Origin of the sequence: Candidatus Electronema sp. JC, from assembly GCF_048287365.2 — a bacterium.
Lineage (GTDB): Bacteria > Desulfobacterota > Desulfobulbia > Desulfobulbales > Desulfobulbaceae > Electronema.
Genome location: NZ_JBLWEM020000058.1, coordinates 1 through 20,058, shown reverse-complemented (window position 1 = coordinate 20,058; position 20,058 = coordinate 1). Strand labels below are relative to the sequence as shown.

Annotated in this window: 25 protein-coding genes and 2 pseudogenes; 8 read left to right on the top strand and 19 right to left on the bottom strand. The window is 54.1% G+C overall.

What is annotated here, in order from left to right; all coding sequences use genetic code 11:
- Window positions 1-135: 135 nt before the first annotated feature.
- The 13 genes from cas2 to cas6 form a co-directional block, all read right to left on the bottom strand.
- Entirely contained in the window at window positions 136-453 is a 318-nt protein-coding gene (gene cas2, locus ACNKH3_RS09670; RefSeq protein WP_420209077.1) for a CRISPR-associated endonuclease Cas2, read from the bottom strand.
- On the bottom strand, window positions 401-817 hold the full coding sequence (locus ACNKH3_RS09665; protein WP_420209076.1) for a hypothetical protein: 417 nt from the start codon (window positions 815-817) through the stop codon (window positions 401-403). The genes cas2 and ACNKH3_RS09665 overlap by 53 nt, the downstream gene beginning before the upstream one ends.
- Window position 818: 1 nt before the next feature.
- Entirely contained in the window at window positions 819-1,592 is a 774-nt protein-coding gene (cmr6, locus tag ACNKH3_RS09660) for a type III-B CRISPR module RAMP protein Cmr6 (protein WP_420209075.1), read from the bottom strand.
- A complete protein-coding gene (gene cmr5 / locus ACNKH3_RS09655; protein WP_420209074.1) occupies window positions 1,546-1,989 on the bottom strand; it encodes a type III-B CRISPR module-associated protein Cmr5 in 444 nt (147 codons plus the stop codon). Before cmr5 ends, cmr6 begins: the two co-directional genes overlap by 47 nt.
- A 50-nt stretch (window positions 1,990-2,039) precedes the next feature.
- Window positions 2,040-2,969, bottom strand: coding sequence for a type III-B CRISPR module RAMP protein Cmr4 (gene cmr4 / locus ACNKH3_RS09650; protein ID WP_420209073.1), 930 nt, complete (start codon window positions 2,967-2,969; stop codon window positions 2,040-2,042).
- The gene (locus ACNKH3_RS09645; protein ID WP_420209072.1) at window positions 2,959-4,122 is read right to left on the bottom strand and encodes a type III-B CRISPR module-associated Cmr3 family protein; all 1,164 of its coding nucleotides are present in this window, start codon (window positions 4,120-4,122) and stop codon (window positions 2,959-2,961) included. The genes cmr4 and ACNKH3_RS09645 overlap by 11 nt, the downstream gene beginning before the upstream one ends.
- 5 nt (window positions 4,123-4,127) lie before the next feature.
- Complete coding sequence (gene cas10, locus ACNKH3_RS09640; RefSeq protein WP_420209071.1) at window positions 4,128-5,990, bottom strand: type III-B CRISPR-associated protein Cas10/Cmr2; 1,863 nt, start codon at window positions 5,988-5,990, stop codon at window positions 4,128-4,130.
- Window positions 5,983-6,963 carry a type III-B CRISPR module RAMP protein Cmr1 gene (cmr1, locus tag ACNKH3_RS09635; RefSeq protein ID WP_420209070.1) on the bottom strand — a complete coding sequence of 327 codons (981 nt, stop codon included), beginning with the start codon at window positions 6,961-6,963 and terminating at the stop codon, window positions 5,983-5,985. Before cmr1 ends, cas10 begins: the two co-directional genes overlap by 8 nt.
- A 76-nt stretch (window positions 6,964-7,039) precedes the next feature.
- The gene (locus tag ACNKH3_RS09630) at window positions 7,040-7,471 is read right to left on the bottom strand and encodes a type II toxin-antitoxin system VapC family toxin (RefSeq protein ID WP_420209069.1); all 432 of its coding nucleotides are present in this window, start codon (window positions 7,469-7,471) and stop codon (window positions 7,040-7,042) included.
- Window positions 7,468-7,695: a hypothetical protein gene (locus tag ACNKH3_RS09625; RefSeq protein WP_420209068.1), complete on the bottom strand. Its 228-nt coding sequence runs from the start codon at window positions 7,693-7,695 to the stop codon at window positions 7,468-7,470. The genes ACNKH3_RS09630 and ACNKH3_RS09625 overlap by 4 nt, the downstream gene beginning before the upstream one ends.
- Window positions 7,677-7,994 carry a PIN domain-containing protein gene (locus ACNKH3_RS09620; RefSeq protein WP_420209067.1) on the bottom strand — a complete coding sequence of 106 codons (318 nt, stop codon included), beginning with the start codon at window positions 7,992-7,994 and terminating at the stop codon, window positions 7,677-7,679. Before ACNKH3_RS09620 ends, ACNKH3_RS09625 begins: the two co-directional genes overlap by 19 nt.
- Window positions 7,994-8,251, bottom strand: a complete 258-nt coding sequence (locus ACNKH3_RS09615) for a type II toxin-antitoxin system VapB family antitoxin (RefSeq protein ID WP_420209066.1) — start codon at window positions 8,249-8,251, stop codon at window positions 7,994-7,996. The genes ACNKH3_RS09620 and ACNKH3_RS09615 overlap by 1 nt, the downstream gene beginning before the upstream one ends.
- A gap of 683 nt (window positions 8,252-8,934) precedes the next feature.
- Window positions 8,935-9,912 carry a CRISPR system precrRNA processing endoribonuclease RAMP protein Cas6 gene (gene cas6 / locus ACNKH3_RS09610; RefSeq protein ID WP_420209065.1) on the bottom strand — a complete coding sequence of 326 codons (978 nt, stop codon included), beginning with the start codon at window positions 9,910-9,912 and terminating at the stop codon, window positions 8,935-8,937.
- A 79-nt stretch (window positions 9,913-9,991) separates the two neighbouring features.
- Here cas6 and cmoA point away from each other — a divergent pair, with 79 nt between their 5' ends.
- Together cmoA and wecB are read left to right on the top strand one after the other, a co-directional pair.
- On the top strand, window positions 9,992-10,756 hold the full coding sequence (gene cmoA / locus ACNKH3_RS09605) for a carboxy-S-adenosyl-L-methionine synthase CmoA (RefSeq protein ID WP_417916811.1): 765 nt from the start codon (window positions 9,992-9,994) through the stop codon (window positions 10,754-10,756).
- Window positions 10,757-10,807: 51 nt separating this feature from the next.
- Complete coding sequence (wecB, locus tag ACNKH3_RS09600; RefSeq protein WP_417916812.1) at window positions 10,808-11,953, top strand: non-hydrolyzing UDP-N-acetylglucosamine 2-epimerase; 1,146 nt, start codon at window positions 10,808-10,810, stop codon at window positions 11,951-11,953.
- Window positions 11,954-11,958: 5 nt separating this feature from the next.
- Here the strand turns inward: wecB and ACNKH3_RS09595 are convergent, their stop codons facing one another.
- Window positions 11,959-12,384, bottom strand: a complete 426-nt coding sequence (locus ACNKH3_RS09595; protein ID WP_420209064.1) for a hypothetical protein — start codon at window positions 12,382-12,384, stop codon at window positions 11,959-11,961.
- Between the two features lie 26 nt (window positions 12,385-12,410).
- Between ACNKH3_RS09595 and ACNKH3_RS09590 the strand changes: the two genes are divergently transcribed.
- From ACNKH3_RS09590 to ACNKH3_RS09575, 4 genes are all read left to right on the top strand, one after another.
- Window positions 12,411-13,697, top strand: coding sequence for a 3-isopropylmalate dehydratase large subunit (locus ACNKH3_RS09590; protein ID WP_420209063.1), 1,287 nt, complete (start codon window positions 12,411-12,413; stop codon window positions 13,695-13,697).
- Between the two features lie 22 nt (window positions 13,698-13,719).
- A complete protein-coding gene (gene leuD, locus ACNKH3_RS09585) occupies window positions 13,720-14,259 on the top strand; it encodes a 3-isopropylmalate dehydratase small subunit (protein ID WP_420209062.1) in 540 nt (179 codons plus the stop codon).
- 84 nt (window positions 14,260-14,343) lie between these two features.
- Window positions 14,344-14,742, top strand: a complete 399-nt coding sequence (locus ACNKH3_RS09580) for a PIN domain-containing protein (RefSeq protein WP_420209061.1) — start codon at window positions 14,344-14,346, stop codon at window positions 14,740-14,742.
- A gap of 11 nt (window positions 14,743-14,753) precedes the next feature.
- A complete protein-coding gene (locus ACNKH3_RS09575; protein WP_420209078.1) occupies window positions 14,754-14,918 on the top strand; it encodes a hypothetical protein in 165 nt (54 codons plus the stop codon).
- A 12-nt stretch (window positions 14,919-14,930) separates the two neighbouring features.
- On the opposite strand, the pseudogene ACNKH3_RS09570 reads toward ACNKH3_RS09575, so the two are convergent.
- From ACNKH3_RS09570 to ACNKH3_RS09555, 4 genes and pseudogenes are all read right to left on the bottom strand, one after another.
- Window positions 14,931-15,080 (bottom strand): annotated as a pseudogene (locus ACNKH3_RS09570) (antitoxin); the annotation flags it as partial.
- Between the two features lie 61 nt (window positions 15,081-15,141).
- The gene (locus tag ACNKH3_RS09565) at window positions 15,142-16,029 is read right to left on the bottom strand and encodes a CFI-box-CTERM domain-containing protein (protein ID WP_420209060.1); all 888 of its coding nucleotides are present in this window, start codon (window positions 16,027-16,029) and stop codon (window positions 15,142-15,144) included.
- 30 nt (window positions 16,030-16,059) lie between these two features.
- Window positions 16,060-17,988 carry a fumarate reductase/succinate dehydrogenase flavoprotein subunit gene (locus tag ACNKH3_RS09560; protein ID WP_420209059.1) on the bottom strand — a complete coding sequence of 643 codons (1,929 nt, stop codon included), beginning with the start codon at window positions 17,986-17,988 and terminating at the stop codon, window positions 16,060-16,062.
- A 44-nt stretch (window positions 17,989-18,032) separates the two neighbouring features.
- The gene (locus ACNKH3_RS09555) at window positions 18,033-18,800 is read right to left on the bottom strand and encodes a hypothetical protein (RefSeq protein ID WP_420209058.1); all 768 of its coding nucleotides are present in this window, start codon (window positions 18,798-18,800) and stop codon (window positions 18,033-18,035) included.
- A gap of 206 nt (window positions 18,801-19,006) precedes the next feature.
- On the opposite strand from ACNKH3_RS09555, the gene ACNKH3_RS09550 reads away from it, so the two are divergent.
- Window positions 19,007-19,252, top strand: coding sequence for a type II toxin-antitoxin system Phd/YefM family antitoxin (locus ACNKH3_RS09550; protein WP_420209057.1), 246 nt, complete (start codon window positions 19,007-19,009; stop codon window positions 19,250-19,252).
- Window positions 19,252-19,674, top strand: coding sequence for a type II toxin-antitoxin system VapC family toxin (locus tag ACNKH3_RS09545; protein WP_420209056.1), 423 nt, complete (start codon window positions 19,252-19,254; stop codon window positions 19,672-19,674). The genes ACNKH3_RS09550 and ACNKH3_RS09545 overlap by 1 nt, the downstream gene beginning before the upstream one ends.
- Before the next feature lie 33 nt (window positions 19,675-19,707).
- On the opposite strand, the pseudogene ACNKH3_RS09540 reads toward ACNKH3_RS09545, so the two are convergent.
- Window positions 19,708-19,875, bottom strand: a pseudogene (locus tag ACNKH3_RS09540) (type II toxin-antitoxin system PemK/MazF family toxin); the annotation flags it as partial.
- Between the last annotated feature and the right edge of the window lie 183 nt (window positions 19,876-20,058).

The following is a 20,058-nucleotide window of genomic DNA, read 5'->3' as shown; positions in this document are numbered from 1 at the left end:
TCCTTTCCGCCTGCTGGCCGCATATTTATTCCGACAAATCAAGATGTTATCCGGTTCCCGTTATCCACCTCCTTTTTCAGGCCGTTTGAAAAAATACAGAACATAATGATTTTACAGCATAATACAAAAAACAGTCTACAGAATATACACATCTTCCTCCCTCAGCCGCCGTTCCTGGCCTATCATTCTCACTCCAGCCTCACAGCTTCCGCACAACGGATAAATCTTAACACTGTCTTCAGTTTTATCAACTATTTTTTCAAGCCTGTCCACAAGTTTTTCCAGCAGCTCCCGGTCAAGACGGGCTTCAAACACTGAAAACTGCACCCGCCCGCCAAAATCCAGCAGAGTCTTGGCTAATTTCAGCCGCCGCAGGTTGTCCTCAGAAATATTTTCTGACCTATAAAGGACTTCGTTGCCCGCTCGGTTTCGCCGGATTTTTCGATAAATCAATGGTGATGACGCGCTGATTGCGAGGGAGATCAAGGCGGCCTAATGAAGGGCGGTGAACAAGACCTATTTCCTCCGCTTTATCTGAGCAAATATCTATATTGATAAACTCATACGGCGAAACGACTCCTTTGACATACACGGAAAATTCATTTTTGTCATTTTGTGTTCTTTTGCCGCATTCTGAACTCATTTCTCTTTCCGCCAAGCCATGCTCTCCTCTTTTAACGATGAGCTTCCAGCCGCCCCAGCGCCAGTCGAGCCATTTTCCCCAGACGATTTTTGCTAAAATGTAGCTGACGAAAAATTTAGCTACATCATAACTTGTTGAAACAATAATATTGTCCATTACATCGTTTAAATCCATTTTATTCACCTAATAGAAAATACCCATAATTGCTCCCAGTCTTAGAACCGATACCGAATTCCTGCAAGGCGGATTGAATCCATTCCTGCGCCTTGTCCAGAAGCTGTTCTTCCACCTTGGCCGCCGCCGCAAGCTGCACAGCAAATTGAAACGTGATGTCCCGTTTCACCGCAGGCAGAAAAAAAACATTCGGCCCTTCTTTGTCTGACGGCCAAATCGAATTCTTTTTATCACCGTAATAGTTCTGATAATGCGGAGCCAGCACATCCTTTTCCAAGCATTTCTGCGCAAGAGGAACAGCATCCAGAAAAACCACCTTGCCTTGAGACAGCTCGCTTTCTTTGTCATCTGGCGGAGGCGGCCCGAAGATTTGCTCGCGCAATTCCGCATCCTCGCCGTTTGCCGCCGCCCAATGCGCTGTCACGCCTTTGATTGCCGAGCCGGGCAGAAACGGCAGGCCGAAAAGCGGATGCAGACTGATGCCCTGCTCAAACACGGACGGCGTGCCCCGGCCAATCAGCAGCTTGGTTTCAGTCTGCATTGTAAAGGTTTTTGCGCCAGAATGAAGATAATCCGCCAGATTCTTCGGATCGCACCAGCAGCCTTGTTTGATGAGCTGCGCAACATGATCTGTTTTGTCGGAGTCCTTTTGCTCATACGGCTTCCACGCGGCAAACTTGCCATAGAACAAGCTCGGATTTATCTCTGCATCAGGAATTTTTTGAATATTAAGATGCCTGACTCTCCGGCTGCCTGGAATTTCTGTTTTCTTCATTTTCTCCGCCTCTGTTGTTCTGCTTTTCTTCATCCAGCATTGCCTCTGCATAGCGTTTCAGCCAGAGGAGATACTTGCGAATTCTGGCAGTGTCAGTCATCAATTGACTGTCTTCTTTTCCAATCAGGCGTTTATACCCTTGCATCCTGTTGCCGTCTGGAAGATACTCAGAACCGATAAATTCCAATAGCTGGTCTGTCAGAAGCTGATGATGTTTTTCATCTTTGGAAAGATAAAAGGCCAAGGTCTGAAGTAGTCCGCATTGATGCACAAAGGTGTCCGCGCCGTGCACCAAGGAAAGATATTTCTTCTGAATTTTGACATCGCACCGCTTAACATCCTCTATTTTTTTAAACGCCTCTCTCGCATTGTCATGCGCGATATTTTTCACCGGCATTTTATCATCCTCCTTTATTGCCCTCTGTAGGGGCGAAAAATTTTTCGCCCCTACTTGTGGAACTTCATCTCCATCAATCCCTTGCCAACAGTCGCATCTCCGCCGATCTGCACCCGGCAGTTTTCCTCCGCAAGCTGATCGACCGCCGCCCAAACTGAATCAGCTGTTTCCATATTCGCATCTTTGGCCTTGCTGCCTCTGCCTTTGTCAATGCTCCACAAGCTGCACAGGACAGATTGAGAAAGCAGATATTCGGTGTAGCGCAAAGAGCCATCTGTTGTTGCTCCAGAATCACCGATGCGGATGTTTGCTGTGACTTCAGTGGCAAAGGTGATGAAATACTGAAAGTCATCTTCCGGCAGGACAACCAGATGCTTTTTGAATTTGTCCTTCAGAAAGGGCGGATACGTTGCCGGGAAAACGATGTTGGCCATTTTTTCTGCAAAATCTTCCAGCTCTTGACAGCCTTCTCCTTCTTTCGGCGCATCATAGCCATATTCCTCAAGAAAAATGTGCTTGCTGTCCGCTTTCAGTTCGCTCAATCCTTTCGGACAGACAAGAAACTGCTCTTTTTCTTTCATTGTATTCAGCAATATATCAAGAGACGGCATTTCTATTCCGGCAAACATCAGCAGCTTTTGATACAGGGCCAAAGTCAGCGGCGAAGTCGCCCAGACAAAAGCCCCTCTCAGCGAGCGTATCGGAAAGAAGAGAAGCTGCGCGTCGCCGACGCACAAGGCCCCGGCATGAGCCGAATTGTCGTCTGATGCTGTCTTTGGCTCCGGCCCAAATAGGATGCTCTTCCGAGTTGAATCAGGCTCCCATTCCGTCCGCAGCACCCCTTTGATCGAGCTGCCCTGAATGATGGGCAGGTTCGTGTCCCGCTGCCGCATGATGGGGTTGTCAATTGCGCCCAAGCCTTGCCCGGAGCCGTTATGCACCGGCGAGACCGCAGTCAGATACAGCAGTTTATGCAGCATGGCTGCCTCCTTTGTTCCATGTCCCGATGCAGGTGATGCCGAATCCGGCGCAGGGGTAAAAATCTGAAATTGATGTGCTGAAATGATGATGCTCAAGCAGTTCCACAAATCTGCTTTCGTCCCAGCCTGCGGTTTCAAAGAAATACACGCTGCCGCCGGGCGCGGCATGATAAAGACGGCGCGGCCCTTGTCCCTGCGCCCAGCCGCTGATCCGGCAAGGTTTATGCACTGCTGCGCCGATTAGTTCCGCGCCGTTGAAGCAGTCCGGCCAGTGCGCCGGTTTCCAGCCTTCGGTGAAGAGCGCGGGCGTGCAGAGATAGAGCAGAAAGCGGCCTTGCTGCGCCAGCTCTGCCGGATCAGGCGCGGCAATGAGCGGCTCATTTTTGCGCAAGCTGATTTTCACCCGGCCCCGCTCGCCGCCGAAAAAGGCGATGCCGTTGTTTTTCTGAAGAACCTGCTCTATCTTGGCGCGGGCATCTTCTGTCTTGAAGCGGACTTGCACGGAAAAAACCTTGCCCTGCCTCACCCGCATCCGGGGCGTGACAAAGAGCATCCCGTCTTCTGCGGCAAAGGAGTCCTTGTCCACGCCGATGCCAAAGCGTGTTTCAGCGCAGGAGAATTTGTCCTCTTCATGATGGCGGAAGTTCTCCGGCCTTCCGTTTTGCAGAAAGCCTTCCAGATGCAATCGGGAAACCCAGCCCTGCGCAGGTTTGAATTCTTTACCGGACATGCTCTTCCCGTCCGCAAAGACCAAAGGCCGCAGTTCTGCTGGCAGGCTGGAGAAGAGGCCGCGCTCTTCCGCTGGAATCAGCCAGGCGTATTTGTTCGGCTCGCAGAAATACGCCGAAGCAGGCGCAGGAAAATACACCGTGCCTTGCTCGCCCCAAAACGGCCCGGCAATGCTCCAATCAAGCTCCCGCAGCTCCGCATTGAATTTTCCGAGCAGATTATCAATCTTTCCTGCTTTAAATTCTTTAAAATCCACATCTAAGCCGTGAATAAGCCATGAGCCGATTGCGCCGAACAAGGTGAGCGGCGAAGGCGGAACCGAGCCTGCCCAATTGTCCACGCCGGGCCGCCGTGCGCCATGATCGCGGAAAAACAAGGTGTCGGCAGGTTCAAGGTCAAGCCAGAAGCGTTCGGCGGCGGTCATGGAGTTCAGCTCCTTGCCAAAAATCCGGCTGCCCGCAGACAGGCGGCAAAATTCCCGGCCCGGTTATGCACATAGGGCAGGCTTGAGGCCATGTCTGCGAGGAATTGGCAGCAGTCTTCACCAGCGCACAGGGCGGCGGTCTGTTGCTGGCTGTGCCGTTTCCACAGCCAGCGCATTCTGTTCAGCAGCAAATCTGATTCAGCTTGTATCGTTTTCTCAGAGCTGCTGTTGAAAAGGCGGCAAGGCGGAGCATCTACAAAAGAAGGAAGCTCCGCCAGCAAATCATGCAGGAAATTTTTCGACAGGCCGCCTTCCGGCCCAAGCATCCAGACAAAATTTCCTATGGCCGCTGCCATGTCGCAGCCTTCACGGTTCCAAGGAATGCCAAAGCGATGCTCTGAAGCGGAGCTGGTGAGGACAGTGCAGACCAAGCTGTTCCGCTTGAAGCCGTCTTTGGCCAGCATCAGCCCTTCCCGGCAATTTTTGATAGCTTGTTGCAGCGGGTCTTTGCAATGAAACCACGTGATGGACGCGCTGCATGTGGTTGTCTGGATTCGTTGAGCAAATTCTTTCCGCACCGCTTGCGCGGCGGCAAGGGCCGCATCCTTCGGCAGCAGGGCAAGCAGCTCGTCGCCGCTGCTGTAAATGGCTGTGCCTTGATGCCGTTTGACAATTCCGGGCACAGCTTGAGAAAATTCGGTCAGCGCATCGGAAAGATCAGGATTCCTGCTCAGATGTTCCCCCATCTTGTCGCCGTCAAGCATCAGCACGGCAAGATAAGGCGAAGGCGGAGAAAGGCCGAGATTGTCTTCCTCTGTCTGGCCATGCAAATATTTCTTATTCGCCCTTTCAACGATTCTCCGGCAATTATCCTCCAGCTCGTAGGGAAGGACAAGCTCGGCAATCTTCTTCAGCCATGCGTCATCAGTGAAAGGTTTGCTGCGCAGGAAACCGGGAACATGCTGCTGCACATCATCACTCCAGCATTCCATGACAAGTTGAAAACTCTCCGAATTCTCTTGCGCCAGCTTGCTGAACTCCTCTAAAAACGGCGCGGCGGCAATGTTCATTGTTGAAGCCGCTGCTTTGCTGGGAAATATGTCGCAAAAAGCGAAAATCCGCTTTGCCAGGCAGCAGGCGCAGAGCAGCTCGCGCCCGCCTTCAACGCGGATGATGGTTTGAAGATTTTTCCAAAAAGAATCCTCTTTGCCGGAAAGTATATCCCGATGCCCGCATTGCGTGCATTTGGTCATGTCGCTTCCTGGCCATTGCTTGAACAGCCGGGAATCCTTGCGCCGCTCCATCTGGTCAATAATCTTCTGAATGCTGCCGGGCAGATCATTCAGGTTCGCATCCGCAGCAACAGCATAGCTGGAAAAGGCGGCGGAAAAATCCTGCATCTGCTGTTGCCATCTTTCCCGCCAAGCGCGTGGCATATCGTTCAGCTTTTCATCCTGAAGACAGAATGCCGCATAGCTGTTCCACGCGGCACGGCAGTTTTCCTCCGCCTCGTTGAGCAAACAGAGCTGATCCCGTTCAATCAAGCCGACAGCCCGGTTGGTGATGGAGTTGCCGCCAGAAGCAAGTTCTTTGAGCTGCTCCAGTTCAAGGCTGCCGTTGTTCTTTTTCCATTTCTCAAAAAAAGGATTCCCGGCGCAGGCCGGGACAATGAAGGCTTTTTCCTGATAGTGTTGCAGGATCGGCTCATACAGCGTGAAGGAGAGCCAGGAGAGCAGCAGGCTTCCGGCGCGGAGGTCGCGGCTTTTGCGGGCTTCCTCAATAAACTCCTGCGCCGGGCTGAGAGAAAGGGCGAAGATGCAGACATCTTTGCCATGCCACTCTTGCATATATTGCCAATATTCAGGCATAAATGGAATCTCCATTTCCCAGCAGCGATTCCTTAACGCCCAAGTCATTCAGCCATTGATAGTTACCAATATCTTTTGCAATTTTCAGCTTCTCTCTTGGCGACCACGTGAGTACAGGAATGAAGCCTTCGGCGCAGCGATGAAGACGGACGATCATAGGTGAGGCAAGGCGGTGCGGAACAGCGGAACCGGTTTCGTCAGCTACAGCCTTTTTATCTGCTATAATTCTCAAGAGATCATTGCACGATTGAAACATTTCACCAATAAAGACCTGCGCCAAGCTGCTGAGGATAAACATGTCTTCAGTTGCGCCGCGTTTCTGATCAAGGGATTTCTTTGTTTTGTATTTCGCAGAAATCCATTCTCGAATTATCTGGAAGGAATTATCAATTCCTGCTTGAAGGCACTCAACTAACGAATTGCGGCTTGCGAAGGTTTCGCAGCACTTTGGCAGGCCCGCTGCTGCAAAAGCATCCTTGCCGTCCGCATCCGGGAGCAAGGCGACCGAGCCGAAGCCGCGCCGGGAGCGTGTGCCAATTCCTCCAAGATTTCCCCAAAGCCAGATCGCCGCCAGCAGGGCTTTCCGCGCTGGCTCGTCCCATTGATTGTGGATTGTCCGATGCAGACTGATACGCACTTCGGCGGTGCTGCCGGGACTAAACCCTGCCTGTTTGCCTTGGTGTTTATGAGGGAGAATGAGGAAAGAATCTTTCGTGGGAGAATTGCAGCGGTCAACCCGCATCCGAAAGGCTTGAAAGGCAGGTTCAACGCTGCCGAAGAGGGAGTTTTCTAGCAGACGCAGGGTGTTTGGATCAGGCTTTTCCAGTATTCCGGCAATGGCGGCTCTTGCCCAGAACCGCCAGCAGCCGCGCAAAGAAGCAGCGCGAAATATTTCATACTCAGGCTGCTTCTCCGCGCCAAGATTGAGCGTCGGGCTGACGCACTCGATTTGAAATGCGATTGTGTCAATCATCTGTCATACTCAATCTCAGTTCAAGCAGCAGGGTACGGTCGCCGCACCTTACTGTACTGTCTCAATCCCTTCTTCATCAGGGCAAGATGTCTATATCCATGCAAATATTGAATCCAGCCTGTTCAAAATGACGATCAACCGTCAACGCTGCGCTCAGATTTCGTTCCTTCATGACAACAAAGGAAATGCAGTCAGTCAGGCCCCATTCTTTGTCCGCTCTTTCTCCATACAGCCGCACCGCTCTGGCAAGCAGATCAGCGTCAACAGGCACAACCGTGAAAATGGTTCTGCTTTTTTCTATGCCAGTTATCCACTGGTGCGCCGCTTGCCGCCATTTCAGCTTGGAAAGGCCATTGCCGATTTCTATCAACACTGCGTCAGTGGTGAGCACAGACAGTTTCCGGCTGACTATTTTTCGGTAGCATTCTGCCGCTGTCTCATGATGCCGGTCTGAAGCGTCAATCACGGCCAGCAGAAACGCGGTGTCCATGAAGACAGGCCCTTTCATGACTTCTCTTTGCCGTACAGATAATGATCATGCTGTTCGGCAAAATCTCCCCGTCCGCTGCTGATCGTTGCGCCAAGCAGATCAAGCAGCCCCTCCTGCTCTGCGTCCAATGCCGACGAGGGATTTTTTGTCCTTTGAAAAAGCTGCCTGATGTATTCAGCAACCTTTTCGAGCTGGCTTTCAGGCAGTTGATTAACCAAGCCAATCACTTCTTGACGTGACATGCGCTTCCTCGTTGCTTTGCGGTTTTTATGCTGCCAATCCCGTTAATTCCAGCTTTCAGGCATTGGAATTGAAATTCTCTGATTTCCTGCCAGTCAATAATCAGCGGACACTTTGGCAGCTTGGCAAGCAGTTTGATGACGGCATTCTGTTTTCTCAGACGCAGAAACGGGATCAGCTCTGTCAAAATCAGGTCATTGACAACGGCGGCATCAGCATCAAGCAGAAAATCCAACGGTTGCGAGTTCTCTCCGCTTCTGAAATAGTCAATCCATACAGAGCTGTCAACAAGAACACGCATCAGCGGCCTCGCAGCTCATCCAGATCGATATTCAAGTCAATCTTGCCTTTGTATTTCTTCAGAGCAGAACCTTGGGATTTCTTAATCAACTCTTCCAAGGCGAACCGGACAACCTCTGTCTTTGTCTTGGCACGTGTTGCCCGCATTGCTTGATGCAGAAGCGTGTCTGGCAGCTCAACAGTTGTTCTCATAACACCTCCTGCAATATCAGGTCTCAATCTTTTAATTGAGAGGAAAAGATACAGGGGGCAATTCATGAATTGCCCCTGCTCATCGCCTTCTTCATCAGGGGAAGGACGAACAGGCGGGTCGGTGTAGGGGCGTTTCGCGAAACGCCCCTACAGGAGGCGGATTGCCCGTCTCAATCCCTTCTTCATCAGGGCATGACTTCCGAGTTACCTTGATGGGACAATAAAACCTGCACAAATCACAGAAGTCTCAATCCCTTCTTCATCAGGGCATGACTTCCGAGGAGCTATTATATTTGTTCAGCATGTGGCAAGGAAACACTGGTCTCAATCCCTTCTTCATCAGGGCATGACTTCCGAGCTCATTTAAAGTACTTGAACGAAACAAGTTTTAAAGCGTCTCAATCCCTTCTTCATCAGGGCATGACTTCCGAGGGCACCTTTTTTTTCGCCAATGAAATCAACAGGCTTGATGCCCATTTTCCGTTATCCCTCTTATTGAGAGATATTCTCACCTTTTTTTCACCTCCCTCCCTCCTGCTGGCCGCATATTTATTCCGACAACTCAAGATGTTATCTGTTTTCCGTTATCCACCTCCTTTTTCACGCCTTTTTAAAAAATACAGAACATGATGATTTTACAGCATATAACAGAAAAACAAGCTGCAAAATGCTGTCCGTCATCCTCCCGCAGCAGCCAGCATTCTGATGCCGGTGCCGCAGCCGTCTTCATCCTGTTTATACAGCGGTTTTCATTTTTTGCAAGCATTTTCTTCCTGCTGACCAAGCCATTCCACACTGCACCGTCCCAATCCAAAAGTGCAGCCCTTGCCGCAATGCAGCGCCTCGCCCAACGCAAGATACGGCAGGAACGGCGCAAGCTGGCCTTGATACACCGCCGCGCCGACCAAGCCGCCAAACTGCATCCGCGCTTTCTGACGGCCTGACCAGCGTTCCTGCTCGTGCCAGCGCAGCTCGTGCGAGACCGTGACAATGCTTTCCGCCTGGCGGATGAGATCCGCAAAGCCGCTGTCGTCCAGCCGCTGGCCGCAATGGAAAAAGGAGAGCAGGGAGATGCGGCGGAGCAGGCTGCGGAAGAGGATGTGAAAGTCCAGCCGCTCAGTGAAATACTCCTGATATTTTATCCTTGCCGGCGTGTGGAAGAGGACGCGCAGGCTGCCGCAGGCCGGAAAGGCGGACGGCGCGGCTTCCGGCAGCGGATTCGCTGTCAGCTTGCCCTGCTGATACAGGACGCGCTCCCCCTGCCGGACGCTGATCAGCCGGAAGCGGCCCCGCCTGCCGCCGACTTTGCCGCCCAAGCCGCTGCGGCCCAGCTCCTCAAAGGCGAGAAGGAACCACGGCAGCAGGTCAATCGCCCGACCGATCAGCGTCAGGCCGAAATCCAGCTCTCCGCCCGGCGGCAGCTCCTGCGGGCCGTCTTCCGGCGGCTCAAGGACGAAGGGATGCGGCGCGGCGGTGCAACGCCGCAGCAGTTCGGAATTTTCAGGAACCGGCGTTTCAAAAATCAGCGAATAGACGCACTGCCGCCGGAGCAGGCAGTCTCCGCAGACGCTGCGCTGCGGCTGGGCGCAGGCGGTTTTGCGCAAGGCCATGCCAAAGCCGCCGCGCAGAGCCGAGCCGCTGAATTCCGGCAGGCGCAGAGGTGTTTCCGCTTGAATGCGGCAGCGGAGCCGGACAAAAACGAGATGCTGCACCGAAGAATCTGACATGGCGGTTGTTTCAGTTTGACAGGAGGGCACGGCTGTTTTACAAGTTGCTCCGGTTTCTTTTTCCTTTTGGAGGACAGCGATGGGCAGCGACAGAATATACAGCAACGGCGAGGTGCGCGAGGATTTTTCCTTCAACGAGCGCGTGGCCGAGGTCTTTGACGACATGCTCGACCGCTCGGTGCCCTTTTACCGCACGGTGATCAAAACCACGGCCTCGCTGATCCGGCAAATGGCCACGCCCGGCGGCACGGTCGTTGACCTCGGCTGCTCGACCGGCTCCGCGCTGGTGGAGCTGTCCCGCCTGCTGCCGGACATGAACCTGCGCTTCATCGGCTTTGACATGGCCCCGGCCATGCTGGCAAAAGCCCGGCGCAAGGCGGAGATGTTCAGCAAGCAGATCGAATTCCGCCAGCAGGACATCACCGCGCCGGGGCTGGCGGAGCAGATCGCCGGAGCGGAGGTGATCCTCTGCGGCTACACCTTGCAGTTCATCCGCCCTTTGCTGCGGCAGGATTTTGTCCGCCGCCTGCACACAGCCCTGCCTGCGGGCGGCCTGCTTTTTCTCAACGAAAAAATTCTCAGCGGCCACAGCCTGCTCAACCGCAAATTCATCAATGTTTATCATGAATTCAAGCGAGAGCAGGGCTATTCCGAACTGGAGATCGCGGCTAAACGCGAGGCGTTGGAAAACGTCCTCATCCCTTTTACAGCAGAAGAGAACCTCAGCCTGCTGCGCAACGCGGGCTTCAGCTGGGCGGAGATCTATTTCCGCTGGATCAACTTCGCCTCGTTTGTCGCGATGAAGGAGGAAGGGCAGGGCGGGCTTCTCTGTCTGCCGCAGTGATGCTTGCCGCCTCTTATTGAATGTTGGCGCTGCATCGGTTATACACAGCCCATGAAGATCCTCTCCATATTCGGCACCCGCCCGGAAGCCATCAAAATGGCTCCGGTCATCCAGGCATTTCAGGCGAACCCTGCCTTCACCGCCAAGGTCTGCGTCACTGCCCAGCACCGGCAGATGCTGGACCAAGCGCTGGAGCTGTTCAGCATCCGCCCGGACTATGACCTTGACATCATGCAGGAAGGGCAGGACTTGTTCGGCCTCACCGCGCGGATGCTGCCTGCCCTGCGCGATGTTCTGCTGGCCGAGCAGCCTGACATGGCACTCGTGCAGGGCGACACCACCACCTGCTTTGTCGGCAGCCTTGCCGCCTTCTACCTGCGCATACCGGTTGGCCATGTGGAAGCTGGTCTGCGCACGCATGACATCTGCGCGCCTTTCCCGGAGGAAGCCAACCGGGCCATGACCTCCCGCCTTGCCGCGCTGCATTTCGCGCCCACTGAGCAGGCGCGCCGCAATCTGCTCGCGGAGGGCATTGCCGCCGACATGGTGCATGTCACCGGCAACACAGTGATTGACGCGCTGCTGCACGTGCGGGAGCGCATCGCCTCTCAGCGTGAATGGGGCAGCGTGTTCGGCAGCGCGGAGGCGGTCATCCGTGAAAAAAAGCCCTACATCCTCATCACCGGCCACCGGCGTGAGAACTTCGGCTCCGGCTTTCAGCGCATCTGCGAGGCTGTCGCCCTGCTGGCCGAACGCCGCCCGCAGCTGCGTTTCATCTATCCAGTGCATCTCAATCCCAATGTGCAAGGGCCGGTGCGCTCAATCCTGAGCAGGAAAGAAAATGTCCATCTCATTCCGCCCTTGGAGTACGCCCCTTTTGTCTATGCCATGAGCCATGCCCGCCTGATTCTCACAGACTCCGGCGGAGTGCAGGAGGAAGCCCCCTCGCTGGGCAAGCCGGTGCTGGTGCTGCGTGACACCACTGAGCGGCCTGAGGCTGTGGCCGCCGGGACTGTTCTTCTGGTCGGCACAGACACGGCGCGCATTGTGCGGGAGACGGAACGGCTGCTGGATGATGAGGCTGCATACCGGCGGATGAGCGGGGCAAGCAATCCCTACGGCGACGGCCATGCCGCAGCGAGAATTGCGGAAATCCTTCAGCAGTGGGCAGTTGCGAAATTTCGGCGGGAAAGGTAATATGGCTATGGCAGCGGCAGCTGTTCCGGGAACTCAGGCGCGGAGGAAGGACGATGGATTTCCTCAACGAGGCGGGCGTGCAAGTCACCGATCAATTTTTGGTCGTGAGAAACGAAAAGTTTGAGATCAGCAAAATTATCTCGGCAAAGCCGGCTCCGGCAGCGCGCCCGCCTTGCGCTGTGTGCGCTCTGCTGCTTTGCGGCTGCATCCTGATAATGCTCTTTCATCCGCTGTGCAGCCTTCCTTTCATTGCCGCAGCAGCATATTTTGTCATTGTTCATGACAAGAAGCCATGCCGCATCATTCTGACCGTCAGCACAGCAGCGACCACGCAGGTTTTCACAGGTCTGGATGCGAAAATGCTCAGCAAGCTGGAAGATGCCATCTGCAATGCTAAAAAAGTGCGGAAGCCCTGATTTCAGCAATTGCATTCAACTCATTGTAAGGAGAGAAAATAATGGGTCAAACCATCGCAGAGAAGATATTCGCTGCCCACCTGCGCGACACGCCAGCGCCGGGCAGCATGGTGCTGGGCATCGACGTGGTGATGTGCCACGAGATCACCACGCCGATAGCCATCATGGATTTGATGGAGAAGGGGAAAGATCGTGTCTTTGATCCGACGAAGATCAAGGCGGTCATTGATCATGTCACGCCTGCCAAGGACTCCAAGACCGCGATGCAGGCCAAGATCATGCGCGACTGGGCGCGTCGGCACGGCATCAAGGATTTCTTTGACGTGGGCCGCAACGGCGTATGCCATGCGCTCTTCCCGGAGAAAGGCTTTATCCGCCCTGGAAATACGGTCATTATGGGCGATTCACACACCTGCACGCACGGAGCCTTCGGAGCCTTTGCCGCTGGCGTGGGCACCACGGATCTGGAAGTCGGCATCTTGAAAGGCGTGTGCGCCTTCCGCAAGCCGGAGACCATGAAGGTTGAGATCACCGGCACGATGCCCAAAGGCGTGTATGCCAAGGACGTGATCCTCAACATCATCAAGCAGGTCACGGTCAACGGGGCCACAGACATGGTCATGGAGTTCTGCGGCCCGGTGGTCAAGGGAATGGACATGTCCGCCCGCATGACGCTCTGCAACATGGCGGTTGAGGCCGGGGCGACCTCCGGGATATGTCTGCCCGACCGCACCACGGCGGAATACCTCTGGCCCTTTATCAAGGACGACTATGCCTCGCTGGAGGCGGCTGTCGAGGACTTTGGCCGCTGGCAGTCCGACCCCGGCGCAGTCTATGCCAAGACGCTGACGCTTGATGTGTCCGACCTCAAGCCGCAGGTCACGCACGGATACAAGCCTGATCAGGTGAAAGACATTGCCGAGCTGGCCGGGACCAAGATTGATCAGGTCTATATCGGCTCCTGCACGAATGGCAGGATTGAAGACATTCGGGCCGCCGCCTCTGTGCTCCGTGGCCGGACGATTGCCGACACGGTGCGCGGCATCCTCACACCCGCCACGCCCGCCATCTACTCGCAGGCATTGGACGAAGGGCTGATCAAGGTCTTCATGGACGCGGGCTTCTGCGTGCTCAATCCCACCTGCGGAGCCTGTCTCGGCATGAGCAGCGGCGTGCTGGCCGAGGGCGAATCCTGCGCCTCGACCACCAACCGCAACTTTAACGGGCGCATGGGCAAGGGCGGCATGGTGCATCTGATGAGTCCGCTGTCCGCCGCCGCTGCTGCTGTGACCGGCCAGATCACCGACCCGGCCCAATTCCTCAACTGATCATCCGCAGGAGAACGAAACTATGAAGCAGTTCGGCGGTTCCGCCTACTTTATTGACCGCAGCGACATCAACACCGACGAGATCATCCCGGCCAAGTACCTGACCGAGATCACCAAGCGCGCCCTCCAGCCGCATCTGCTGGAAGACCTCATCCTCGACGGCAAAGAGTTTGACACCAAGAACCCGGCGTTCCAGCAGGCGGAAGTGCTGGTGACGCGCTCCAACTTCGGCTGCGGCTCGTCCCGCGAGCACGCGGTCTGGGCCTTGGAAGTCAACGGCATCAACGTGGTGATCGGCGAGAGCTTCGCCCGCATCTTCCGCCAGAACATGTTCAACTGCGGCATCCTCGCGGTCGAGCTGGCAAAAGCGGACATCGACCGGCTCTTCTCTTTGGTCGGCAACAGCAGCGGCGTGAAGATCAGCGTTGATCTGCAAGCCGACAAAGTGCTGGCCGAGAGCGGCCAATGCGGCAGGCTCGAATGCGGCTTCTCCATGAACGCCTTTGACAAAGAGCTGGTGGCCGCAGGCGGCTGGCTGGCGTATGCGGATGGGAAGTATTGAGGGGCGAGCACGAGAACAGCGACATGCCTTCAAACTCCCAGCCCACCCGATTGTATCTTGATGTCTGCGTCATCTGCCGTCCGTATGACGACCAAAACATATCATGCGCGCATCCGTCTTAAGACCAATGCTCTGCACCTGATTCTGAGCAAAATCCATGACGGCACCTATCAAGCGGTGGTGTCCCGTGTGCATCTTGCTGAAGTGTCCGCCATTGCCGACTTCTGTGAGCGCATCGAGGTGCTGGCTTTGCTGGCGCGATTCAACGGAGCAATGCAGGCGGACAGCAGCGGGCTGCGCAGTCGGGCGGAATATCTGCATCAGCAGGGCTTTGGTCTGGCAGACGCGGCCCATCTCGCGTATGCTGAAGCAACAGCAGATGTCTTTATCACCTGCGACGACAAGCTGCTAAAGAAGAGAGCAGTTGAGGCTGCTTGTCGTCAATCCGGCGGAGTTCATCATGAAGGAGGATTTGCATTCTGAGTGATGAGGGATTGATCAAACAAGCTGCCGAGCTGTTGTTTGAGAAGCTCGGCGAGGTTGAGGCATTTCGCTTTTTTGCTTTACCACAGAAGGAAAGGCAGGATTCGGTGACGCGGCATCGACACTGGCAGGAGAGCTTGGACAAGGATGCCTTTTTCCGCGAGGTCTTTGATTGAGGAAGGGCCAGCAAGGCCGCTGGTTGCAACCGGCTCAATGATGATCCTGCTTCCCTCCCTGCGCATGACGGCCTCAGTGCCTTGCAGCTAAAATTCACGCGGAATGCGAACAGCTTGGCTGAGTCCATTGCGGAACAGTCGGACACGTCGTTCTGTCTGCATGAAATGATGGTTCATCGTGACAGCATGATATGCTGAAGGATATGCCAGCACCTCTGCCCTGTCAAGGGAGCCGCCATTGCTTCAGTTTCTCCTTGCGCCCGGCATACGCAAGAAACTTTTCCGTGAACAGCAGGGCTGGGGCAACGATGCAATAGCGGACGAGGGTGCGCAGCAGGGATTTCTTTGCGATTGCCCGCGCAAGGGCAGGAGAAAAGCGCACATACAAGGCGATGAAAGCGCGGCCCAAGCTGCTTGCTGAAAGATACTCATCCCGGAAGAAGCAGAGCATCCGCACCTTAGAGGAATCTTCGCCGTAGAGGGCGGTTGATAAGAAACAATCATTTTTCTTTTTATAGTTCATCCTGTCATATTCTTTTTGTCCGTTTTTGTAACATGTGTTATGTAGAAAAACAGAATAGATACTAGTGTCGCCAAGGTGTTTAGACTTATAGTGTAACATATAGAATAATCTATCATCATGGTTATATAATTCTAATTTAATATTTTTTGCATTAACAGGAATTAAAGGTAACATGCATCTATAGCAGAGATATTGAATATTTCCATGTGGTGGTATGTATAATGGATATGTCATGCGAAATATTTTATGCCCACATCCTCTACAAGAATCCCTTACTGGAATATAATCGTAATGATATCCACATAAGTGACATGTGTATGAAAATGGTTTGCAATTATTTGAATATTCTTCGCCAACCTTCCGTAAACATTCTGGATGAGCTAATCCGTTAGCTGTGTATACATGGCTATATCCATCAGAATCTTTCCCGTAATCTTTGTAATTATATTTTACAAGAACGAACGTTTCCTCTGCTTTTCCACAGATTCTACAGCGATATCCACATGCATGAGTACTGCATCTTGGGCATTTCCTCGCTTCAGAACTAACCTCCGCCCCGCATTCAAAGCATTTAATCAATTCAGCCATGATGTATTCCTCCAAATAAAAACTAAAATTTTACTTATAACTCCTCTGCACCACATCCACCGCCTCAAACCGCAGCGGTTCTTTGTGCAAAGCTGGCCGTTTCCCTTCGCCCTGATATTCCCAAACCGCCACGTGAGAGAAATTCGCATCATCGCGCAACGCCTCGCCGTCTTCGGTCTGGCTTTCCTCGCGCAGATGGCAGCCGCAGGATTCCTCGCGCTCCAAGGCATCTAAAACCATCGTTTCGGCAAATTCAAGGAAATCCGCCACGCGCCCGGCCCGCTCCAGCGACTGGTTCAAATCCTCACCGCTGCCGGGCACGTAAACATGCTGCCAGAACTCCTCCCGGATTTGCGGAATCTCCGCCAACGCCTTGAGCAGCCCTGCCTTGTTCCTGGCCATGTCGCAGTGATCCCAGAGCAGCGCGCCGAGCCTGCGGTGAAACTGATCCGCTGTTTGCACTCCGGCTTTCTTATAGTCGCGGTTGCGCAGCAGCCGGGCGATGCGTGCGCCGACCTCTTCCTCGGCTTCGGCAAAGGCGGGATGCTCGGCGGTGGCGCGGTCAGTTCCGGCCTGCGCCAAGTAATTGCTGATGGTCGCGGGCAGGATGAAATAGCCGTCGGCCAAGCCCTGCATGAGCGCGCTCGCGCCGAGCCGGTTCGCGCCGTGGTCGGAAAAATTGGCCTCGCCGATGACGAAGAGGCCCGGCAGCGTGGATTGCAGGTGATAATCCACCCAGAGGCCGCCCATCGCGTAATGCACCGCTGGGTAAATCTGCATCGGTGCCTTGGCCGGGTCGCTGGCGGTAATTTTTTCGTACATCTGGAAAAGATTGCCGTATTTGCGCAGGATGGCGGGCAGTCCGTCGCGGCGGACTGCCTCGGCAAAATCGAGATACACCGCCTTGCCAGTCTCGCTCACGCCCAAGCCCTGATCGCAGACCTCCTTGGCGTTGCGCGAGGCCACGTCACGCGGCACCAAATTGCCGAAGCGCGGGTATTTGCGCTCCAAATAATAATCGCGCTCCGCCTCCGGGATATCCGCAGGCTGGCGGCGGTCGCCTGCCATTTTCGGCACCCAGACCCGCCCGTCGTTGCGCAGGCTTTCGCTCATCAGCGTGAGTTTGCTCTGATATTCGCCATGCACTGGAATGCAGGTGGGGTGAATCTGGACAAAGCAGGGATTGGCAAAGGCCGCGCCGCGCCGGTGCGCCCGCCACGTCGCGGTGACATTGCCGGACATGGCGTTGGTGGAAAGATAGAAGGCGTTGCCGTAGCCGCCGGTCGCCAGCACCACGGCGTGGGCGGCGTGGCGTTCGAGCTGGCCGTTGAGCAGGTTGCGGACGATGATGCCCTGCGCCCGCCCGTCAATCACGGCCAAGTCCATCATCTCGCGGCGCGGAAAAACTGTGATCCGGCCTGCCGCCACCTGCCGCATCAGCGCGGAATATGCGCCGAGCAGAAGCTGCTGGCCGGTCTGGCCGCGCGCGTAGAAGGTGCGTGAGACCTGCGCCCCGCCGAAGGAGCGGTTGGCGAGCAGGCCGCCGTATTCTCTGGCGAACGGCACGCCCTGCGCCACGCAGTGGTCTATGATCGCGTTGGAGACCTGCGCCAGCCGGTAAACGTTGGCCTCACGGCTGCGGAAATCGCCGCCCTTGATCGTGTCGTAGAAAAGGCGCAGCACCGAGTCGCCGTCGTTCTGGTAATTTTTGGCCGCGTTGATGCCGCCCTGCGCGGCGATGGAGTGGGCGCGGCGCGGGCTGTCTTGCAGGCAGAAGGCTTTGACGCTGTAGCCCAGCTCGCCCAGCGTGGCGGCGGCGGAAGCACCAGCCAAACCAGTGCCGACGACAATGATTTCATACTTGCGGCGGTTGGCCGGGCTGACTAACTTGCTGCTGAAGCGACAGTTGTCCCATTTTTCAGGGAGCGGGCCGGAAGGGATGTTGGGAGATATGTGCATTGAGGTCTCTTGTTGAAAGAGAAAATATTTTGTCGATGCAAGTTCTAAATTTGTTTGTAATAGGAAGTTACACCAATTAAGAATAAAACTGCCCATACCAGCCAGAATATCGTGTAAAGCAATGAAACTATATCGATTCCCTGTCGCTTCTCAGACAGAGGAGTGTCGTTATTTCTTTTGATGAATCCAATGACTTTTTCATCTTCTTTCTTGTCAGATAATATAGCATAAAAAATGACGGCAATCGACACGATCGCCGCTGAAATTGTTAAAATTTTATTGTTAAATATCGCGTGAAGCGAACATACAGAAAAAATCATTATCCCTAATCGTATTAAATACTTTAGATACGTTGCAATTATCTTATTGAACTTGTCGAGAGTAACATTCCATTCCTCTTCTTCCTTTTCCGCTTCCGAATAACCGATTACGACTAAAACCACGCAAACAGCTATTGCCACCAGCAGAGCAGTGATGCCGAAATATTGATAAACCGCATACAAGCCGGATAAGATAACAAATCCCCAGCGCAGTCTGATCATCAAGCCAACGAATTTCTGCACTGGCGGCACACAGCCCGCTTCAAGCCGCAAATACGTCCTGAAAAGCCAGTTGATGAGATTGACAATCTGCGTCACAACCCATTTGATGGCCGAGACAATTGCGTTGAAAATGGCTGTGATCACACTGGCAATGAAATTAATCACCGAGATGATCGCTATTTTCAGGCCGGTCATGACAGCCTTGAAGCCAATCCCGATCTTTTTGATCACAATCGTGAGACCAGTTACTGCTGCGGTGAAAATATTCATGAGAGCCGCCTCGGTTGAGTTATCTCGCTGTCCTGCTGCGCAACGCCGGGAAACGAAATAAAAATACCTCTGTCGGCGGCTGAAGTAAACAGCGATGATGATGAAACTTTACGCAGGATGCGGCAGGCGGCATCAGTTGACAAGCACCCACAGAAAAGATAAACTAGTCTTGAGCTGGTCTGAACTTAAACATGCAAGGAGAAATCATGGAAACTATCGGTGCTTACGAAGCAAAAACTTATCTGCCGAGACTGCTCAACCGCGTCAGCCGGGGAGAAAAAATCATCATTACCAAGCACGGCGTGCCGGTGGCATCGCTCCAGCCGCCTGAGCCTGAAGCGGCAAGCCGCAAGCCTGCTCAGAAGGTCATCGCCGAACTGCGGGAGTTTCGGCGCAGGCACAAGCTCGATGGCCTTTCCATCCGCGAAATGATTGACGAAGGCAGGCGGTGATGGCTGATTTTGTCGTGGATAATTCCGTGGTCATGTCGTGGTGTTTCGCCGATGAGAACAGCGGCTATGCGGACCGGGTGTTGACCGCGCTGGAAACGCAGACCGCCGCAGTTCCGGCTGTCTGGCCGCTGGAGGTCGCAAATGTCTTACTGGTTGCCGAACGGAAGAAGCGGCTCGGCAAGGCGGACAGTATCCGTTTTTTGGAGTTGCTCCGCGAGCTTCCCCTTGAGGTCATTCAGGAAGCACCGCAAAGAATGACCGGAGAAATCATGGCCTTGGCGCGGGAACAGCAGCTTTCCTCCTATGATGCCTCCTATCTGGATTTGGCCATGCGCAAAGGACTGCCGCTGGCCACGTTAGATGCGGCCCTGATCAAGGCGGCGGAAAAATGCGGTGTTTTTCTTTTTACGCCGCTGGGCTAAATATTGCGCGGTGGCGTTGCCGGATATGGCACTTGGAATGCCGCGATCGGTGTTAGTGACTGGGCAGACAATGGCAAGCCCAGTCGCGTTGTCGAACACCTTGTTGCTGACAACCAAGGCTGGACGGCGGCCTTTCTGCTCGTGTCCAAGATTGCGGTAATGGTGATTTATGAGTGACAAGGCGGGTCGCACCTGAAAAATATATTGAATTTATCATTAAAAACAATATAATAGCGAAAAGCAGACTTTCGGGTACGCCTTCACCGCTTGGCTTTCAAAGGAGGGATTGTCCGCCGGAAGCCGTTCGATAAAAAAAATCAACGATGGGGAAAAAAGTCATGCAATGTCCAAAATGCGGCTCTTCAGCTGTTGTTAAAAATGGTT

Excerpts from the sequence above, each read along its gene's own strand:
- wecB (WP_417916812.1), top strand. The coding sequence starts at position 10,808 with ATGAAGATCCTCTCCATATTCGGCACCCGCCCGGAAGCCATCAAAATG.
- ACNKH3_RS09545 (WP_420209056.1), top strand. The coding sequence starts at position 19,252 with ATGGCTGATTTTGTCGTGGATAATTCCGTGGTCATGTCGTGGTGTTTC.
- ACNKH3_RS09555 (WP_420209058.1), bottom strand. The coding sequence starts at position 18,800 with ATGAATATTTTCACCGCAGCAGTAACTGGTCTCACGATTGTGATCAAA.
- cmr5 (WP_420209074.1), bottom strand. The coding sequence starts at position 1,989 with ATGCCGGTGAAAAATATCGCGCATGACAATGCGAGAGAGGCGTTTAAA.
- ACNKH3_RS09590 (WP_420209063.1), top strand. The coding sequence starts at position 12,411 with ATGGGTCAAACCATCGCAGAGAAGATATTCGCTGCCCACCTGCGCGAC.
- ACNKH3_RS09645 (WP_420209072.1), bottom strand. The coding sequence starts at position 4,122 with ATGACCGCCGCCGAACGCTTCTGGCTTGACCTTGAACCTGCCGACACC.
- cas6 (WP_420209065.1), bottom strand. The coding sequence starts at position 9,912 with ATGTCAGATTCTTCGGTGCAGCATCTCGTTTTTGTCCGGCTCCGCTGC.
- ACNKH3_RS09625 (WP_420209068.1), bottom strand. The coding sequence starts at position 7,695 with ATGTCACGTCAAGAAGTGATTGGCTTGGTTAATCAACTGCCTGAAAGC.
- ACNKH3_RS09550 (WP_420209057.1), top strand. The coding sequence starts at position 19,007 with ATGGAAACTATCGGTGCTTACGAAGCAAAAACTTATCTGCCGAGACTG.
- ACNKH3_RS09580 (WP_420209061.1), top strand. The coding sequence starts at position 14,344 with ATGACGACCAAAACATATCATGCGCGCATCCGTCTTAAGACCAATGCT.
- ACNKH3_RS09630 (WP_420209069.1), bottom strand. The coding sequence starts at position 7,471 with ATGAAAGGGCCTGTCTTCATGGACACCGCGTTTCTGCTGGCCGTGATT.
- cmr4 (WP_420209073.1), bottom strand. The coding sequence starts at position 2,969 with ATGCTGCATAAACTGCTGTATCTGACTGCGGTCTCGCCGGTGCATAAC.
- cmoA (WP_417916811.1), top strand. The coding sequence starts at position 9,992 with ATGGGCAGCGACAGAATATACAGCAACGGCGAGGTGCGCGAGGATTTT.
- ACNKH3_RS09615 (WP_420209066.1), bottom strand. The coding sequence starts at position 8,251 with ATGAATTGCCCCCTGTATCTTTTCCTCTCAATTAAAAGATTGAGACCT.
- cmr1 (WP_420209070.1), bottom strand. The coding sequence starts at position 6,963 with ATGATTGACACAATCGCATTTCAAATCGAGTGCGTCAGCCCGACGCTC.
- cmr6 (WP_420209075.1), bottom strand. The coding sequence starts at position 1,592 with ATGAAGAAAACAGAAATTCCAGGCAGCCGGAGAGTCAGGCATCTTAAT.
- ACNKH3_RS09595 (WP_420209064.1), bottom strand. The coding sequence starts at position 12,384 with ATGCAATTGCTGAAATCAGGGCTTCCGCACTTTTTTAGCATTGCAGAT.
- ACNKH3_RS09665 (WP_420209076.1), bottom strand. The coding sequence starts at position 817 with ATGGATTTAAACGATGTAATGGACAATATTATTGTTTCAACAAGTTAT.
- leuD (WP_420209062.1), top strand. The coding sequence starts at position 13,720 with ATGAAGCAGTTCGGCGGTTCCGCCTACTTTATTGACCGCAGCGACATC.
- ACNKH3_RS09560 (WP_420209059.1), bottom strand. The coding sequence starts at position 17,988 with ATGCACATATCTCCCAACATCCCTTCCGGCCCGCTCCCTGAAAAATGG.
- ACNKH3_RS09620 (WP_420209067.1), bottom strand. The coding sequence starts at position 7,994 with ATGCGTGTTCTTGTTGACAGCTCTGTATGGATTGACTATTTCAGAAGC.
- cas10 (WP_420209071.1), bottom strand. The coding sequence starts at position 5,990 with ATGCCTGAATATTGGCAATATATGCAAGAGTGGCATGGCAAAGATGTC.
- ACNKH3_RS09565 (WP_420209060.1), bottom strand. The coding sequence starts at position 16,029 with ATGGCTGAATTGATTAAATGCTTTGAATGCGGGGCGGAGGTTAGTTCT.